The organism is Streptomyces boetiae, from assembly GCF_031845405.1.
GTDB classification, from domain to species: Bacteria; Actinomycetota; Actinomycetes; order Streptomycetales; family Streptomycetaceae; genus Streptomyces; species Streptomyces boetiae.
The window spans coordinates 13,069-30,837 of sequence record NZ_JAVREN010000045.1 but is presented as its reverse complement, the minus strand read 5'-3'; the positions used below and the strand labels follow the sequence as shown (position 1 = coordinate 30,837).

Annotated in this window: 13 protein-coding genes; 5 read left to right on the top strand and 8 right to left on the bottom strand. The window is 75.4% G+C overall.

Going from position 1 to position 17,769, the window contains the following annotated elements:
- Nucleotides 1-45: 45 nt before the first annotated feature.
- Complete coding sequence (locus RM780_RS22720; RefSeq protein WP_311632708.1) at nt 46-2,019, top strand: N-acetylmuramoyl-L-alanine amidase; 1,974 nt, start codon at nt 46-48, stop codon at nt 2,017-2,019.
- 127 nt (nt 2,020-2,146) lie between these two features.
- Entirely contained in the window at nt 2,147-2,860 is a 714-nt protein-coding gene (locus tag RM780_RS22715; protein WP_311632707.1) for a phosphatase PAP2 family protein, read from the top strand.
- Here the strand turns inward: RM780_RS22715 and RM780_RS22710 are convergent.
- On the bottom strand, nt 2,855-5,356 hold the full coding sequence (locus RM780_RS22710; protein ID WP_311632706.1) for a hypothetical protein: 2,502 nt from the start codon (nt 5,354-5,356) through the stop codon (nt 2,855-2,857). The genes RM780_RS22715 and RM780_RS22710 overlap by 6 nt on opposite strands.
- Before the next feature lie 326 nt (nt 5,357-5,682).
- Here RM780_RS22710 and RM780_RS22705 point away from each other — a divergent pair, with 326 nt between their 5' ends.
- The gene (locus tag RM780_RS22705) at nt 5,683-7,500 is read left to right on the top strand and encodes a sensor histidine kinase (RefSeq protein WP_311632705.1); all 1,818 of its coding nucleotides are present in this window, start codon (nt 5,683-5,685) and stop codon (nt 7,498-7,500) included.
- A complete protein-coding gene (locus RM780_RS22700) occupies nt 7,497-8,207 on the top strand; it encodes a response regulator transcription factor (protein WP_311632704.1) in 711 nt (236 codons plus the stop codon). Before RM780_RS22705 ends, RM780_RS22700 begins: the two co-directional genes overlap by 4 nt.
- 112 nt (nt 8,208-8,319) lie before the next feature.
- On the opposite strand, the gene RM780_RS22695 is transcribed toward RM780_RS22700, so the two are convergent.
- From RM780_RS22695 to RM780_RS22665, 7 genes are all read right to left on the bottom strand, one after another.
- Nucleotides 8,320-8,790, bottom strand: coding sequence for a heat shock protein transcriptional repressor HspR (locus RM780_RS22695; RefSeq protein ID WP_311632703.1), 471 nt, complete (start codon nt 8,788-8,790; stop codon nt 8,320-8,322).
- Nucleotides 8,791-8,794: 4 nt separating this feature from the next.
- On the bottom strand, nt 8,795-9,973 hold the full coding sequence (dnaJ, locus tag RM780_RS22690; RefSeq protein ID WP_311632702.1) for a molecular chaperone DnaJ: 1,179 nt from the start codon (nt 9,971-9,973) through the stop codon (nt 8,795-8,797).
- Between the two features lie 48 nt (nt 9,974-10,021).
- Nucleotides 10,022-10,732, bottom strand: coding sequence for a nucleotide exchange factor GrpE (gene grpE / locus RM780_RS22685; RefSeq protein ID WP_311632701.1), 711 nt, complete (start codon nt 10,730-10,732; stop codon nt 10,022-10,024).
- On the bottom strand, nt 10,729-12,597 hold the full coding sequence (gene dnaK / locus RM780_RS22680; protein WP_311632700.1) for a molecular chaperone DnaK: 1,869 nt from the start codon (nt 12,595-12,597) through the stop codon (nt 10,729-10,731). Before dnaK ends, grpE begins: the two co-directional genes overlap by 4 nt.
- Nucleotides 12,598-12,757: 160 nt before the next feature.
- On the bottom strand, nt 12,758-13,531 hold the full coding sequence (locus RM780_RS22675; protein ID WP_311632720.1) for a peptidoglycan recognition protein family protein: 774 nt from the start codon (nt 13,529-13,531) through the stop codon (nt 12,758-12,760).
- 34 nt (nt 13,532-13,565) lie between these two features.
- The gene (locus RM780_RS22670) at nt 13,566-14,210 is read right to left on the bottom strand and encodes an NADPH-dependent F420 reductase (RefSeq protein ID WP_311632699.1); all 645 of its coding nucleotides are present in this window, start codon (nt 14,208-14,210) and stop codon (nt 13,566-13,568) included.
- Between the two features lie 79 nt (nt 14,211-14,289).
- Nucleotides 14,290-15,312, bottom strand: coding sequence for an LCP family protein (locus tag RM780_RS22665; RefSeq protein ID WP_311632698.1), 1,023 nt, complete (start codon nt 15,310-15,312; stop codon nt 14,290-14,292).
- 321 nt (nt 15,313-15,633) lie between these two features.
- On the opposite strand from RM780_RS22665, the gene RM780_RS22660 reads away from it, so the two are divergent.
- Nucleotides 15,634-17,769, top strand: coding sequence for a (Fe-S)-binding protein (locus tag RM780_RS22660; protein ID WP_311632697.1), 2,136 nt, complete (start codon nt 15,634-15,636; stop codon nt 17,767-17,769).

Sequence of the window (17,769 nt, the reverse complement as noted above, 5' to 3'; positions counted from 1 at the left end):
CGGCCTCGTCCCCCCACGCCGCCCCGGAGGCCCCTCTTGCGACCCGTGCCCCCCGCGCGCCCCGCGCACCGGGCCCGCGCCCTCGCCGTGACGGCGGCCCTGGCCGCCGCCCTGCCCCTGCTGCCCGTCCCGCCCGCCTCGGCCGCCTCGGCCGCCTCGGCCGGGGAGGAAACGCCCGGCCTGCGCGGGGCGTTCGCCTCGGCCGCGCGGGAGTACGGCGTTCCCGAGAGCGTGCTGCTCGGCGTCTCCTACCTCCAGTCCCGCTGGGACGGCCACGACGGCGCGGCCAGCGTCTCCGGCGGCTACGGCCCGATGCACCTCACCGACGCGGCCACCGCCCTGGCCGGGGCCGGACACCACGCCGAGGGCGCCGAGGACCCGCGCGGCGACGACGCGCGCCCCGCCGTGCGCCCCGCGGCGCACGCTCCCGAGAGCCCCCGGGTGCCGGAGGCCCCGGGCCCGCAGACCCTCCCCCGCGCCGCCGAGCTGACCGGCCTCCCGGCCGAGGAGCTGCGCACCAGCCCCGCCGCCAACGTCCGGGGCGGCGCCGCCCTGCTCGCCGAGGCCCAGCGCGGCCTCGGCCGCCCCCTCAGCCCCGACCCCGCCGACTGGTACGCGGCCGTGGCCGCCTACCCCGGCGCCGGCACCCGGCAGGCCGCCGAGTCCTTCGCAGACGAGGTGTACGCGACGCTCAACGCCGGCGCCTCCCGCGTCACCGACACCGGGGAACGCCTCGCCCTGCCGCCCGCCGGGGCCCGCCCCGACGCCGCCGACCGCGCCGCCGTCGCCGCCCTCGGCCTGCCCGCCCCGTCGCGCGACCCGCGCGCGGAGTGCCCGCGCGCCCTCTCCTGCGCCTGGCTCCCCGCCCCCTACGAGGAGCTGGGCGAGGGCGAGTACGGCAACCACGACCAGGCCGAACGCCCCCGGGCCCCCGCCATCGACACCATCGTCATCCACGACACCGAGGCCACCTGGGAGACCACCCTCGGCCTCGTCCAGGACCCCGCGTACGTCTCCTGGCACTACAGCCTGCGCTCCTCCGACGGCCACGTCGCCCAGCACCTGGCCACCGAGGACGTCGGCTGGCACGCGGGCAACTGGTACGTCAACGCCACCTCGGTCGGCCTGGAGCACGAGGGCTTCCTGACCGCCCCCGACGCCTGGTACACCGAGGCGATGTACCGCGCCTCGGCCCGCCTGGTGCGCTACCTCGCCGCCCGCTTCGACATCCCGCTGGACCGGCACCACATCCTCGGCCACGACAACGTCCAGGGCCCGCTGCCCGCCTCCGTCCCCGGGATGCACACCGACCCCGGCCCCTACTGGGACTGGTCGCACTACTTCGACCTGCTCGGCGCGCCCTTCGTCCCCACCGCAGGGCCCGGCGCCGGGGTCGTCACCATCGCCCCCGACTACGCCACGCACCGGCCGGAGTTCACCGGCTGCGGCGAGCCCGGCGCGCCCTGCCCCCCGCACGGCTCCGGGGCCGTGCGCCTGCACGCCGCGCCCGCCCCCGACGCGCCCCTGATCCGCGACCCCGGGACCCACCCGGGGGACGGCGCCTCCGGCCCCGGGGTGAACGACGTGGGCGCGCGCGCCTCGGCCGGGCAGCAGTTCGCGGTGGCCGGGCGTCGGGGGGAGTGGACGGCGATCTGGTACCTCGGGCAGCGCGCCTGGTTCCACAACCCGCCCGAGGCCCCGACCGCGCTGAACGCCCGCGCCCGGGTGATCACCGCCCGCCCAGGCCTGGACGCCCTCCCCGTCTACGGCCGCGCCTACCCCGAGGCCGCCGCCTACCCGCCCGGGGTCCCCGCCCAGGCCGTCACCCCGCTGCCCTACACGATCCCCGCGGGCCAGGAGTACGTCGCCGGGGCCCTGACGGACAGCTCCTACTTCCGGGCCGTCACCTTCGACCCGTCCGAGCACCAACTGGTGCGCGGCGAGCCCTACTACCAGATCCAGCTCGGCCACCGCGTGGCCTACGTCCGCGCCGCCGACGTGCTCGCCCGCCGGGGGTGAGCGCCGCCGCGCGCGACCGGCGCCCGCCGCGCGGGACCGGCGCCGCGGGACCAGCGCCCGCCGCACGCGTTCCCCAACGGCCCACCGCCGCCCGGCTCCTGGGCCCGGGAGACTACCCTTGCCCCCCATGCCGTTCCGCTACCTCCTGGCCACGGCCGCCGCCGCCCTGTTCGCCGTGCTGCTCGCCGTCGTGGCGGCCCGGGGCGGCGACCCGTTCGTGCTGGACCGGGCGGCGCACGACTGGGCCATGGACCACCGCACGCGCGGCTGGGCCGAGGCGTCCGAGGCGGTCACCGACACCGGCAACCGCCTCGTCCCCTACCTGCTGTGCGCGCTCGCGGGGGCCCTGGCCTCGCCCCGGCGCACCTGGTGGCTGGGCGCGCTGACCGGCCCCGGGGCGCTGCTGGCCGCCCAGCTCCTGCGCTACAACCTCGTCCACGCGGTGGGCCGCGAACGGCCGCCCGTGGAGGACTGGTTCATGCACGTCAACGGCCCGGCCCTGCCGTCCGGGCACGCCACCACCTCGGCCCTGACGGCCATCGCCCTCGCCTCGGCGCTGCTGCTCCACTGCCGCCGCCCGGCCACCCGGGCCCTGGCCGTCGCCCTCCCCGCGGCCTGGGCGACGGCCGTCGGCCTCACCCGCATCTACCTCGGCGTCCACTGGCCCACCGATGTTCTGGGCGGCTGGCTCCTGGCCACGGCTCTGACCTGCCTGGCCCTGCCCCCGCTCTCCCGCGCGCTGAGCCGCACGGCCGTCGATGCCGTGGCGGCCGAGGCGGCCGGAAGGACCGGGAGGGAGGGGGCGGCCGGGAGGGACGGGAAGCGCGCCGCCGGGTCATGACCGGGGCGGGAGGAGCTGGATCAGCGACACGGACGGCGGGACGGCCGTTCCTCCGGACGCCGCCTCGAAGACGAGGTCGTGGTCCACGCCCGGACGGGTGCCCTCCCCAGCGGCGAGGGTGAACGCCACCGCGACGCGCCCCAGGGACGGCACGGTGACGGGCGCGGCCGTCGCCGGGCGTACGGACCAGCCGCCGGAGGCCCGCGCCGTGACGGTGACCGTGGCGGGGGCGTCGTCGAAGTTGTAGACGTCCAGGGACATCCGGGCGGTCCGGCCGAGTCGGTAGCCGTGGGGCGGCGGGGCGTCGCCGTTGTCCTTGTGCGGGGCCGCGTTGCGGGCGGGGAACCGCTGGCTGAGGACGACATGCTCCGCGGGCGACAGGCGCGGGCGGCGGCGCAGCGGCGGGCGTTCGGCCGGGGGCGGGGGCGCGGCGTCGGCGAGCAGGTAGAGCGGGTCGGGGCAGGGGCGGACCCGGACCGCGCCGTCGCGCGCGGGAGTGAGGGTCTCGCGGTGCGCGCCCATCATGGTGCGGACCTCCACCCGGGTGGCGCCGGGCACGGGCACGACGACGCGTCCGGCCGGAGCGTACAGGAGGGTGACCGTGCGGTCGCCGTCGCCGAAGACGAAGCCGACGGCGTCCGGGCCGAGGTCGTCGAGGACGCGCACGAAGTCGGCGCGGCCGAGCAGGGCGGTCAGCGCGGCGTAGGCCCCGAAGGCGGGCCACGGCTGGAAGTCGCGGCTGAGCAGCGCGAAGGAGATCCCGTCGTCCGTGCACGGCGGGCCGCAGAACCAGAACTGCCGTTCGGTACCGCTGGCCAGGCTCTCCGCCGTGGACAGCACGAGGTACCGCGCCTCGGTGACCTGCCGTTCCAGGGTGAGGTCGACGCCCGGCGCGGCGGGAAGGAAGGTGCCGCACTCCGTCATCCACATCGGCGTGTCCGGGCCGTACTCGGCGCGCCGCCGGGCCTGTTCGGCCGCGTTGTCGGGGAAGTCCGGGTCCTCGCCCGGCGCCGGGTAGCCGTGGAAGCTCCACACGTCGGCGTAGCGCACGACGTCGTTGCGCAGCATCAGGTCCTGGAACGGCCCGTGCCCCGCGATGCCGGGCAGCACCACCGGCAGCCGGGCGCCGAGGGCCGCCGCCTTCACGTAGGCGGCGTGCTGGTCGGCGGTGCTCGCGGTCTCGTCCACGTCCGGCTCGTTGGAGAGCTGGATGGCGTCGGAGCCGGTGAGCCGCCGGACGTAGTGATAGGCGTCGCGCAGGTCGGCGGGCAGCGGCACCGAGGTCGCGGTCAGCGCCCAGTCGGGCGGCGGGGAGATCACGTCCAGGACGGCCAGGCCCGCGGCCCGGTGGACGCGCGCGACGTCCTCGAGGTGGCCGTTGCCGAAGGGCGCGTCGCGGGTGGGCTGGTCGGCGGGCCAGGCGGAGCCCTCGCGGACCCAGCCGATGCCGGCCTGCCTCAGCGTGGCGGCCAGGGCCGGACGCCGCGCGGGCGGGACCAGGGAGTGGGAGAAGACGTTGACCCCGAAGCGGCTCGCGTCCGCGTCCAGGGCCTCGCGGGCCCGGGGCACGCGCACGAACTGCCCCGTAAGGCCGCCCGCCAGCACCCGGTAGTGCCCGGGCGGCAGGCCGGGCGGGACCTCGGCCATGCCGGTGGTGCGCCCGGCCGGGATGGTCACGCTGCCGCGGGCGGCAGGCCGGCCGGAGTCGTGGGCCAGCAGCCGGTAGCGGATGCGCTGATCGCGCGGGGCGGGACCGTTGAGCCGGAACGTCAGGGTCGCCGCCTCGCCCTCGCGGCTGAGGCCGAGGGTGGTGGCCGGGTCGCCGAGGGCGATCGCGCGCAGGCTGACCGGCACCGGCGTGAGGGTGAAGGCGTCCAGGACGAACCAGTAGCGGAGACCCGCCTCGTGCAGGGCGAGCCCGTCCACGGTGAAGGTGAGGGTGTGCCGCCCGGGAGACAGCTCCAGGTCCCCCAGGTCGCAGCGGCACAGGCCGTCCGGCCCGGCCGGCGCCTCGTACCAGTACGGCTGGGAGAGGGAGACCGGCTCGGGCGGGCCGCCGTCGGCGGCCAGGGCGAAGAAGGACCCCGCCTCCTCGGCCCCGGCCCGCTCCATGGGCGCGGTGACGACCGCAGTGATCCGGTAGACGCCCGGCCCGGCCGCGGGGACGTCGACGGCGTAGTCGGCGAACCAGCCGCCGGACGGCGGCCGTTGAGCGGTGTCCAGATGGAGGCGGCGGCCCCGGACCGGGATGGTGGCGCGGGCGGGGGACCCTCCGGAGACCGTGATCGCGCCGCCGCCCCGGGCGCCGGCGCCGCCGCGCGCGCCGGCCGCCAGTCCCACGACGCCGAGGGAGGCCGCCGCGGCGGCCAGCCCGCCCGCCAGGGCCGCGCGCCTGCCGATCCGGGCGCGGGGACCGCCGTTTCCCCTCGTGCCGCTCGTGCCGCTCGTGCCCCCGGCGCCCGCGCCGCTTCCCGTGCTCTTCCCGCGCTTCGTCATGGGCACCAGCACACCCGGCGCCCGCCTCCGCCGCGTCATGCGCCGGGATGGACCCGGGTCGGCCCCTGGTTCGGCCCCCGTCTCCGCCTCAGGACGGACCCGCGCCCTCCCGCCCGGCCGGTAGGGTCGGCCGCGTGCGACGCGTGCGAGGGCCTGTGCGGTGGACTTCCCCGGGCTCGCGCCTCGCCCGCGGCCCGGCGGCCGGCGGGCCCGCCCGGGCGCCGCGCCGTGCCGCGCTGCCGGTTCCCCGCGGGAACTCCCCCCTTTCCCGGGGGCTTCGGGCAGCGGCGCGGGCCGGTCCGAAGAGGCCCACGGGACGGGCGCTCGTGCCGGCGTCGTTGGCCGGGGCCCAGCTCGCGGTGTGCCTCGCGGCCGGGGCGGGGCGGCCCGCCGTCTGGCAGACGCTGCTGGGGCTGCTCGTCGTGGCGGCGGCCTGGTACCCGGCCTGCCGGGCACGCCCACCGGGCCCGGCCGCCTTCGCCGCGACGCTGCTGGCCGACGGCGCCGGGGAGGCGCTGCTGCCCGAGCCGGCCGTCGCGCCCGGGCTGCCGCTGGCCGCATGGGTCGTCCTCTTCCGCCTGGCCTCCGCCCGGGCCGCCCGGGCCGCGCTGCTCGCCGCCGCGCTGGCCACGTTCGTCGTCACGGCCCCCCTGGCCGGCGGCGCCCCCGCCGGGCGCGTGGCCGACGACCTGGCGGCGGGCGCGCTGCTCCACCTGGCCATCGTGCTGGCCGGGCAGGTGCGCCGGCAGCGGGCCACCTTCCGGGCCGCGCTGGCCGGCCGGCTGGCCGGGGCAGGACGCGCGCGCCGAGCCGCCATCGAGGCCGAACGCGCCTGGCTGACCCGGGAGTTGCACGACGCGGCCGGACACCACCTCACCGCCGTCGTGGTGCAGGGCGCCGCGGCCCTGCGGCCTGCCGGCCCCGCGGTGCCGGCAGGCGAGGCGCTGGCGCGGGCCGCGGAGTCGGGCCGGGCCGCGCTGGAGGCGCTGGGGCGCCTGGCCGCCGGGGAGGCTGCGGGCCGCCGCCGGTCCGGGCCGCTCCACCGGCTCCTCCGGCCGCTGTGCGCGGGGCTCGGACCAACCGGCGCGCCCGTGGCGTTGACCGTCGCCGGCCTGCCGCGCCGACTGGCGCCGGAGACCCTGGCGGCGGGCGAGGCCATCGTCCGCGAGGCGCTGACGAACGCCATGCGGCACGCCGCCGGGGCGCCCGTCGCCGTCCGGGTGCGCTACCGCGCCGAGGCGGTGGAGATCGCCGTGGTCAGCGGCGCGGCGCGGCTGCCCTGCCTGCCGTCCGGCGGCGGGCGCGGCCTGGCGGGCCTGCGCGCCCGGGCCGAACCCCTGGGCGGGCGGGTCGCGGCCGGACCGGTGCCCGGACCGGCGGGCGGCTGGGCGGTGCGCGCGACGCTGCCGCGCGGGCCGCGGCTCCCGGCCGCCGACGCGCCCGCCTTCGTGGCCTGCGCCCTGCTCCCCGTGCTGCTGGGCCCGGTGCCGCCCGCCCCCGTCCCGCTCCTGGCGCTGGCCGCCCACGCGGTGCCATTGCTGTGGCGGCGGCGGGCGCCCTGGGCCGCACTGGGCGGGATGCTCGCCGTCGCCCTGGCGTGTGCCGCGGCCGGCTGGGCCGGGCTGCTCGACCCGCGCTGGCTGGGCGCGCTGGCCTTCGCCTCGGGGGCCGAGCTGCTCGGCGTCCACGCGGTGGCCGCGCACGGCCGCGGCCGACTGAGCTGGGCGGCGCCGGCCGCCGTGGGCGCCGCGGCCGGGGTGGTGTGCGGCGCGGCGGCCTCGGCCGGCCCGGGGGGAACGCTGCTGCTCGCGCTGGCCGGGCTGGCCGCGGCGCCGTGGCTGCTGCCGGTATGGGCCCTGGGGGAGCTGGCCCGGTCCCGGCGCGGCGAGGGCGGCGGGCGCCGGGATCGGCGGCTGCTCGCGGCGATGGCGAACGCCGCCCGGGGGGCGGCGGAGACGGAACGGCGGCGGGTCACCGCCGGCCTGGGCGAGGCGGTGCTGAGGCCGACGGCGCGGCTGGTCCGGCAGGCCGAGTCCACCGGGGACCCGGCCACCACCCTGGCCGAGGTGACAGCCGAGGCACGCCGGGCCCTGGCCGGCATGCGAGAACTGCTGGCCACGCTGGACCCGGGGGCGGCGCGGTGAGCGGACCGGTACGCGTGCTGGTCGTGGACGACCAGCGGGTGGTGCGGGCCGGGTTCGCCGCCGTGCTCGGCGCGGAGCCCGGCCTGACCGTGGCCGGCCAGGCGGGCGACGGCGCGGAGGCGCTGCGGCTCGCGGCCGACCCGGGCACCCGGCCGGACGTGGCGCTGATGGACCTCCGGATGCCCGGCATGGACGGCATCGAGGCGACGCGCCTGCTGACCCGCCTCGACCCGCCGGTCCGCGTCCTGGTGCTGACCACCTTCCGCCGGGACGAGTACGTCTTCGCCGCGCTGCGGGCCGGCGCGTCCGGCTTCCTGCTGAAGGACTGCGACCCGCGGGAGCTGGTCGACGCGATCCGCGCGGTGGCCGCGGGCGAAGCGCTGCTGGCGCCGGCCGTCACGCGCCGGCTCGTGGACGCCTTCCGCTCCGGCGCGGTCGCCGCGCGCCCCCGCCCTGCCGGGGACGCCCGGCTGGCGGCCCTCACCCCACGCGAGACGGAGGTCCTGCGGCAGGTCGCCCGCGGCCTGGCCAACGCCGAGATCGCCCGCGCACTGGGCATCAGCAGATCCACGGTGAAGACCCACCTGAACGCCGTCCTGGCCAAGCTCCGCCTGCGGGACCGCGCCCAGGCGATCGTCCTGGCCTACGAGACCGGCCTCGCGGGGACGGCCCCGGAGGACGACACCGCTCCGGACGCGTGCCCGTAGGACTCACTCGCCGCGGGGCCGCCGGCGCCACGGCGCCGCCGCGGGCCCGGCACCGGCCGCCGCGGGCCGGCGACCGCGGCGCGGGTGAGGCGGGCGCGGCCCAACGCGCGGACTAACGCCCGCCCTGGCCGTTCCCCCCGCGGTCCGGGCGCCAGACGACGATGGCCGCGGAGGTGGAGCGGACGTCCTGGTAGGGGACGAGGTCGCGGCGGTAGGAGGCGTGGACCTGGGCCTCGCGCTGGCGCAGGGCCACGGCCGCGCCCTCCACGGCCTGCTGGAGCTCGGCCACCTTCGCCTGGAGCGCGGCGACCTGCGTCTCCAGCTCGATGATCCGCTTGATGCCGGCCAGGTTGATGCCCTCGTCCTGGGAGAGCCGCTGCACCTCGCGCAGCAGCTGGATGTCCCGGGCCGAGTACCGCCGGCCGCGGCCGGCCGCGCGGTCGGGGCAGACCAGGCCGAGCCGGTCGTACTGGCGCAGGGTCTGCGGGTGCAGGCCGGAGAGCTGCGCGGCCACGGAGATGACGTACACCGGGGTGTCGTCGTTGAGTTCGTAGGGGTTGCCGGATCCGCTCCGTCCGTCCATCGCCTTACTCTCCCTTCGCCGCCTCGAAGAGACCGGCCCTGGGGTCCTCGTCCCCCTGGGCGACGCGGTACTCCTCAAGGGCCTTTCTCGCCGTCTCCCCCAGGTCGCGCGGAACCGCCACCTCGATGGTGACGAGCAGGTCTCCCCGGGTGCCGTCCTTGCGGACGGCGCCCTTGCCCCGGGCCCGCATGGTGAGCCCGCCGGGGGTGCCCGGCGGCAGCTTCAGCGTCACCGGGGGGCCGCCCAGCGTCGGCACCTTGATCTCCCCGCCGAGCGCGGCCTCCGGGAAGGTGACCGGCACGGTGATGGTGAGGTTGTCGCCGCGGCGGCCGAAGACGGGGTGCGCGTCCACGTGCACCACGACGTTGAGGTCGCCGCTGGGGCCGCCGCGCTCGCCGGGGGCGCCCTTGCCGCGCAGCCGGATGCGCTGCCCGTCCGACACGCCCGCGGGGATGCGGACCTGCATGGTGCGGGAGCTGGTGGCCCGGCCGCTGCCGCGGCAGACCGTGCAGGGGTCGTCGGCGATCAGGCCGCGGCCCCGGCAGTCCGTGCACGGGTCGGTGAGCGAGAAGCCGCCCCCGCCGCCCCGGCTGACCTGGCCGGTGCCGACGCAGGTCGGGCACACCCGGGGGGTGCCGTTCTTGTCGCCGGTGCCGGAGCAGGCCTTGCAGGCGGCGGAGGAGGACATCCGCAGCGGCACGGTCGCGCCGGAGACGGCCTCGGTGAAGCTGAGCGTCACCTCGGACTCGATGTCCTGGCCGCGCCGCGGCTGCGGCCGGCCGGTGCCGCCGCCGCGGTTGAACAGGCCGCCGAAGACATCCCCGATCCCGCCGAAGCCCGCCCCGGCGGCGCCGGGCGCGGCACCCGGCTGGCCGCCGCCGTTGAAGAGGTCGCCGAGGTCGAAGCCGAACTGGCCCGAGCCCGGCCCCGGGCGGAAGCCGCCGGGGCCGAACAGGGCGCGCGCCTCGTCGTACTCCTTGCGGCGCTTGGCGTCGCCCAGCACGTCGTACGCCTCGGTGACGCTCTTGAAACGTTCCTCCGCGCGCGCGTCGCCCGTGTTCGCGTCCGGGTGATTCTCACGGGCCAGCTTGCGGTAGGCCTTCTTGATCTCGGCCTCGGTGGCGTCCTTGGGGACGCCGAGGACCTTGTAGTAGTCCTTCTCGATGAAGTCCTTGGTGCTCATCCCCGGCGTCCCTCCTCTCCCGCGACCGCCACGGCCGTCCTGCCGGCGTCAGCCCTCGTCCGGGCCACCGCCGTCGTCCTTCTCGGAGGCGTCCTCCTCCGGCTTCTTCTCCTGCCCGTCCGAGGCCGCCGCCTTGCCGGGCTGCGGCTCGGCCACGCCCACCCGCGCCGGGCGGATGGTGCGCTCGCCGATGCGGTACCCAGGCTGGAGGATCTGCACGCACGTCGTCTCGGTGACGTCCGGCGAGTAGCTGTGCATCAGGGCCTCGTGGATCGTCGGGTCGAAGGGCTCGCCCTCCTTGCCGAACTGGGCCAGGCCCATCTTCGCCGCGACCGTCTCCAGCGACTCCGCCACCTGCTTGAAGCCGCCGACCAGCTCGCCGTGGTCCCGGGCCCTGCCGATGTCGTCGAGGACGGGCAGCAGCTCGGTGAGGAGGTTGGCCACGGCCATCTCCTTCACCGCCACCCGGTCCCGCTCGACCCGGCGCCGGTAGTTCTGGAACTCGGCCTGGAGCCGCTGGAGGTCCGCGGTGCGCTCGGCGAGCGCGGAGCGGGCCTGGTCGAGCTGCGCGGTGAGCGCGGGCTCCTGGGACTCCTGGGGATGTGCCTTCGCCTCGGAGCTGCCGTCCCCGGCCGCCTTGGCGCCGGCCTCGCGGGCGCCGTCCTCGGCGGCCGGAGACTCCGCGGACACGTCCGTCTTCGCCGCCTCGGCGTCGGGGACCTCGGGCTCCTTGTCGAAGCCCTGCGGGTCCTGGGTCACGCCGCATCACCCTTCGGCTTGTCGAAGTTCGGCCGGTCCTCGTCGACGATCTCGGCGTCCACCACGTCCTCGTCGCCCTGCCGCGCCTCGCCGGCCGCCTCGGGGCCCGGGCCGCCGGCCGCCTGGGCGGCCTGCGCGTCGGCGTAGAGGGCCTGGCCGAGCTTCTGGCTGGTGGCCGCGACCTTCTCGGAGGCCTCGCGGATGGCGGCGGTGTCCTCGCCCTTGAGGGCCTCCTTCAGCTCCGCGACGGTGCCCTCGACCTCGGTCTTGACCTCGGCGGGGACCTTCTCGGCGTTCTCCTTGAGGAAGTTCTCCGTGGTGTAGACGAGCTGCTCGGCCTGGTTGCGCGTCTCGGCGGCCTCCCGGCGGCGGGCGTCCTCCTCGGCGTACTGCTCGGCGTCGCGCATCATCCGCTCGATGTCGTCCTTCGGCAGGGCCGACCCGCCGGTGACCGTCATGCGCTGCTCCTTGCCGGTCCCGAGGTCCTTGGCGGAGACGTGCATGATGCCGTTGGCGTCGATGTCGAAGGTGACCTCGATCTGCGGGACCCCGCGCGGGGCCGGCGGCAGGCCGGTCAGCTCGAACATCCCGAGCTTCTTGTTGTACGCCGCGATCTCGCGCTCGCCCTGGTAGACCTGGATCTGCACGGAGGGCTGGTTGTCCTCGGCCGTGGTGAAGATCTCGGAGCGCTTGGTCGGGATCGTGGTGTTGCGCTCGATCAGCTTCGTCATGATGCCGCCCTTGGTCTCGATGCCCAGGGACAGCGGGGTGACGTCGAGCAGCAGGACGTCCTTGACCTCGCCCTTGAGAACGCCCGCCTGCAGGCTGGCGCCGATGGCGACGACCTCGTCGGGGTTGACGCCCTTGTTGGCCTCCTTGCCGCCGGTCAGGTCGCGCACCAGCTCGGCCACGGCCGGCATGCGGGTGGAGCCGCCGACGAGCACCACGTGGTCGATCTCGGAGAGGTGGATGCCCGCGTCCTTGATCACGTTGTGGAACGGCGTCTTGCAGCGCTCCAGCAGGTCGGCGGTCAGCTGCTGGAACTGCGCCCGGGTGAGCTTCTCGTCCATGTGCAGCGGGCCCTCGGCCGAGGCCGTGATGTAGGGCAGGTTGATCGTCGTCTCGGTGGACGAGGACAGCTCGATCTTGGCCTTCTCCGCGGACTCACGCAGCCGCTGGAGGGCCATCTTGTCCTTGGAGAGGTCCACGCCGTGGGCGCCCGCGAACTGGCGGACCAGGTGGTCCACGATCCGCTGGTCCCAGTCGTCGCCGCCGAGGTGGTTGTCGCCGTTGGTGGCCTTCACCTCGACCACGCCGTCGCCGATCTCCAGCAGCGAGACGTCGAAGGTGCCGCCGCCGAGGTCGAAGACCAGGATGGTCTGGTCGTCCTTCTCCAGGCCGTACGCCAGGGCCGCGGCGGTGGGCTCGTTCACGATGCGCAGGACGTTCAGGCCCGCGATCTCGCCGGCCTCCTTGGTGGCCTGGCGCTCGTGGTCGTTGAAGTAGGCGGGGACGGTGATCACCGCGTCGGTGACCTTCTCGCCCAGGTACGCCTCCGCGTCCCGCTTCAGCTTCTGCAGGATGAAGGCGCTGATCTGCTGGGGGTTGAAGTCCTTGCCGTCGAGGTTGATCTTCCAGTCCGTGCCCATGTGCCGCTTGACCGAGCGGATCGTCCGGTCCACGTTGGTCACGGCCTGGCGCTTGGCGACCTCGCCGACCAGCACCTCGCCGTTCTTGGCGAAGGCGACGACGGACGGCGTGGTCCTGGCGCCCTCGGCGTTGGTGATGACGGTGGGCTCACCGCCTTCGAGAACACTGACGACGGAGTTCGTCGTGCCCAGGTCGATGCCGACCGCACGTGCCATTTCGGTATCCTCCAGCTGCGGGCTTGAGTGTGACTGGCTCAAGAGTGCCGGAGGACGGGGCGCCCGTCAAATGTCCTGAGCCGATGCGGCTCAACTCTTGTACGACCCCCCGGCGCAAGCCGGGCCATCCCGCGCTCCCGGACCGCCCCGCAACGGCCGTTCACCCCGCCGCTCGGCCCTCCGCCGAGCGGACCCGGAGCCGGGCCGCCTCCTCGCGGATCATCGGCAGCACCTCGTACAGCTCGTCCCCCGGGCACTGGGTGTGCCCCGAGTCCCGGTGCCCGGAGATCACGTGCATCTCGGCCTGGTCCCCCTCGGGCACCCGGCTGTTGTCGTTGCTGGACACCAGCCGCACCTCCCCGCGCGGGTCCGTGCCCGGCCGCAGCTTCCACGCGGCCAGGTCCGCGATCGCCTTCACCAGCGCCTCGGGCACGGCCTGCCCGTCGTCGAAGGAGCCGAGCGCCGCCACGCCGACCGTGTCCATGTTGAAGCCGGTGGTGTGAGCCCCCAGCACGAAGCGCCGCACGCCCCCCGCGCGCCCCTCGTAGATCGTTCCGCACTTGTCGACCACGAAGTTGTAGCCCAGGTCGTCCCAGCCCATCCGCATCACGTGGTCGGACTGCATCGCCCGCAGCATCGCCGGGACGTCGGCGCAGTCGTAGTCGCCGGGATGGTTGGTGTGGTGGACGAAGACGGCGCGGGCGGCGCCCGTGTAGGTCACCTTCTCGGTGCGCAGCGACTCGTCCGCGCCCCAGTCCACGCGGGTGATCACCTCCGGCGCGCCGGCGGGGCGTTCCACCGCGGGCAGCGCCCGGCGCTCGGGACCGGCGCCCGGCAGCGCGGGCACGGACCCGACGACCGCGGGCGCGTCCCAGGTCACGACGACCGCCAGCGGCAGGACGGCCGCCAGGACGGCCATCCGCCGCGACCACACGCGAGACCACACGGGCGCCTCCCTCCGCTCCGGCTCAGGGCAGGATCGTGACGGCGCTCGACCAGTTCAGGCCGAGTCGCTCCTGGGCGGCCATGTGCAGGAGCTGGAACGCCTCCAGCTCGCGGGCCCGGCGCAGGGGGCCCACGTCCAGCGGGCGCAGCCCGCCTCCGGCGGCGAGCGCGGCCACGGCCCGCCGCCCGTCCTCGTCGTCCCCCGCGACGAACACGTCCACCGGGCGGCCGTCCACCCGCCCCGAGAGCAGGACGGGGGCGAAGACGGTGTTGAACGCTTTGACCACGGGCGCGCCGGGCGGCGCCTCGGCCGCCAGCAGCTCGGCCGCGGAGGTGCCGGGAGGCACGGCGAGCGCGTCGAAGGCGGGGGAGGCCACGGGGTTGCAGAGGTCGACCAGCACGGTGCCGGCCAGGGCGGTGCCCAGCCCGGCGACGACCTCGCGGGTCGCCGGCCAGGGGACGGCGAGCACCACCAGGTCCGCGTCCTCCACGGCGATGACGTCCGAGGCGGTCACCTCCCCGTCGGGAGCCACCTGCGCCAGCTCCCCCGCCAGCCGGGCGGCGTGGCCCGGCGTCCGCCCCAGCAGCCGCACGGCGTGCCCGCCGGCCAGCGCAATGGTGGCGATGCCGTGCGCCATGGCGCCCGTCCCCACGATCGTGACCCTCATTTCTCCATGCCAGCACGCCCCCCACCTGCCCGCATCTCGTCCGGGCGGACCGGGGCGGCCGGCGCGCGCGGCGCGCCCGTCAGGGCTCGCGCGGCAGGGGACGGTCCGCGATCAGGGCGGCGAAGACGCGGCCGGCCGCCGCGGCGTCCAGGGTCAGGCGGTCCGGCTCGGTCGGGTGCGGCAGCGTCGGCAGGGTGCGGAACGACAGCCCGCCCTCCGGCACCGCCCGCAGGTCCTCGGCCAGCCCCCGCAGCTCGTCCAGCGAGTCCAGCCCGGGGTCGGCGGTCAGGGCCGAGGTCACGGCCCGCAGCACGGGGTAGAGCCGGGCCGGGTTCGTCACCGTGCCGCGCTCGGTGATCCGGTCGTAGAGCAGGGCCAGGAATTCCTGCTGGCGGCTGAGCCGGTTGAGGTCGCTGCCGTCCCCGACGTGGACCCGGGCGCGGACGTAGGCCAGCGCCTCCTCGCCGTCCAGCAGGTGGCGCCCGGCCGGGAGGCTGTGCCCGACGTTCGGGTCGTGCTCCGCGCGGTCCAGCTCCACCTCCACGCCGCCGACCGCGTCGACCACCTCGGCAAAGCCCTCGAAGCCGAGGACCAGGTGGTGATCCACCCGCACCCCGGACAGGGCCTCGAACGTCCGGACCGTGCAGGCCGCGCCGCCCCACTGGAACGCCCAGTTGAACTGCGCCCGCCGCCCCTCCTCCGGCTGCCCTTCCCCTTCGCCTTGCCCTTCGCCTTGCCCTTCCCCTTCCTTCTCCGGCCCGCAGGCCGGGATGTCCACGACGATGTCCCGCGGCACGTGCACCGCCTCCGCCCGGCGCCCGTCCGCGGACACGTGCAGCAGGAGAACGGTGTCGGAGCGGGCGTTCCCCGTGCCCGAGCCCGCGTCGTGGCCGATGACGAGGACGTTGCGCCCGTCCTTCCCCCCGCCGCCCGCCCGGGGCCGCTGCGCCTCCCGCTCCCGCAGCTCCCGGGCGGCGGCGTGGTCGGTGCGGATGTTCCCCTCCAGCGACCGGTACGCCCACAGCGCGGTACCGGCCACGATGGCCAGGAGGATGCCCAGGGCCAGCAGCACCCACCACAGGACCTTCTGGCCGCGCGTCATCTGGACCGCCACCGCAGCCCACCGCCCTTCCGCCTCGCTCGTCCCGGCTTTCGGGCCATCCTGCGGGGGATCTAGAGCGTTTTTACCGATATCTCACGATGTGCCGACGCCTTCCTCCGAACGGGGACAGGCACCAGGCGCCAATCGGCGGCCCCCGCGGGGAGCTGGGCGGGTGCACAATCGCTCACCTGAAAACAGGGCGTACGCCACACGCACGCGCGGTAGCACCTCAAGTTACTGACAAGTAAGATGGCGCTGGGCTATCTTGCAAGCCCTTGTCCAGCCTATGTACGCCTCTGCCCTCTGGCCCGAGGAGCCGACATGCAACTCGCCGCGATCGTCATCACGCTGGTGCTCACCGCGGTCGCCATCGCGCTGTTCAGCCGGGCGGCCTTCCAGCTGATCCGCTTCCTGCGGCTGGGTCAGCCCCTCCCCGAGGGCACCCGCACCGATTCCCCGGGGCAGCGCACGCGGACCCTGGCCAGGGAGTTCTTCGGGCACACCCGGATGAACCGGTGGGGCGTGGTCGGCATCGCGCACTGGTTCGTGGCCATCGGCTTCTTCACGCTGGGCGGCACGATCCTCCAGGCGTACGGCCAGCTCTTCGACGCCGAGTGGATCCTCCCGGTGCTCGGCGAGTTCGTGCCCTACGAGATGTACGTGGAGTTCATCGCCGCGGCCACCACGGCCGGCATCCTGACGCTGATCGTCATCCGCCAGCTCAGCGTCCCCCGCCGGGCCGGCCGGAAGTCCCGCTTCGCGGGCTCCACCTCCTGGCAGGCGTACTTCGTCGAGTACGTGATCCTCACCATCGGCGCGGCGATCCTGACCCTGCGCGGCCTCGAAGGCGCCATCCACCACGTGGACTCCTACGAGCCCGGCTTCTTCGTCTCCTACCCGCTGGTCCAGGCGTTCGAGGGGCTCGACCACTCCACGCTCCAGAACCTGATCTACCTCGTCGCCCTGATCAAGCTCGGCACCACCATGATCTGGGCGATCACCATCGGCCTGAACATCGACATGGGCGTGGCCTGGCACCGCCTCCTCGGCTTCCCCAACATCTGGCTGAAGCGGAACGCCGACGGCGCCACCTCGCTGGGCGCGCTGCTGCCGATGACCTCCGGCGGCAAGCCGGTCAACTTCGAGGACCCGGGCGAGGACGACCAGTTCGGCGTCTCGCAGATCGAGCACTTCTCCTGGAAGGGCCTGCTCGACTTCACCACCTGCACCGAGTGCGGGCGCTGCCAGTCCCAGTGCCCCGCCTGGAACACCGGCAAGCCGCTGTCCCCGAAGCTGCTGATCATGTCCCTGCGCGACCACGCGCACGCCTCCGCGCCCTACCTGCTGGCCGGCGAGACCGTGGAACGCCCGCTGATCGGCACCGCCGAGGAGAACGGCGTCATCGACCCCGACGTCCTGTGGTCCTGCACCACCTGCGGCGCCTGCGTCGAGCAGTGCCCGGTGGACATCGAGCACGTCGACCACATCGTGGACATGCGGCGCTACCAGGTCATGATCGAGTCGTCCTTCCCCAGCGAGGCCGGCACGATGCTGAAGAACCTGGAGCGCAAGGGCAACCCCTGGGGCCTGGCCAAGAAGAAGCGCCTGGAGTGGACCAAGGAGGTCGACTTCGAGGTTCCGATCGTCGGCCAGGACGTCGAGTCCCTCGCGGACGTGGACTACCTCTACTGGGTCGGCTGCGCCGGCGCCCTGGAGGACCGCGCCAAGAAGACCACCAAGGCGTTCGCCGAGCTGCTGCACATCGCGGGCGTCCGCTTCGCGATCATGGGCGGCGACGAGTCCTGCACCGGCGACTCCGCGCGCCGCCTGGGGAATGAGTTCCTCTTCCAGCAGCTCGGCCAGCAGAATGTCGAGGCGCTGAACGAGCTGTCCGCCAAGAAGATCGTCGCCACCTGCCCGCACTGCTTCAACACGCTCGCCAACGAGTACCCGCAGCTCGGCGGCACCTACGAGGTCATCCACCACACCCAGCTGCTCCAGAACCTGATCGACGAGGGCAAGCTGATCCCCGTCACCCCGGTCGAGGGCCTGATCACCTACCACGACCCGTGCTACCTGGGCCGCCACAACAAGGTCTACACCCCGCCCCGCGAGATCATCGGCCGCGTCCCCGGCCTGCGGAACGAGGAGATGCACCGGCACAAGGAGCGCGGCTTCTGCTGCGGCGCCGGCGGCGCGCGCATGTGGATGGAGGAGCGGATCGGCAAGCGGATCAACGAGGAGCGCGTGGACGAGGCCCTCTCGCTGAACCCCGACATCGTCTCCACCGCCTGCCCCTTCTGCCTGGTGATGCTCTCCGACTCCATCAACGGCAAGAAGAACGACGGCAAGGCCAAGGAGGACCTGAAGGTCGTGGACGTGGCCCAGCTTCTCCTCGACTCCGTCACGAAGGCGCCCGAGACTCCTGTGGAGGAGCCCGAGGCGGTACGTTCATAG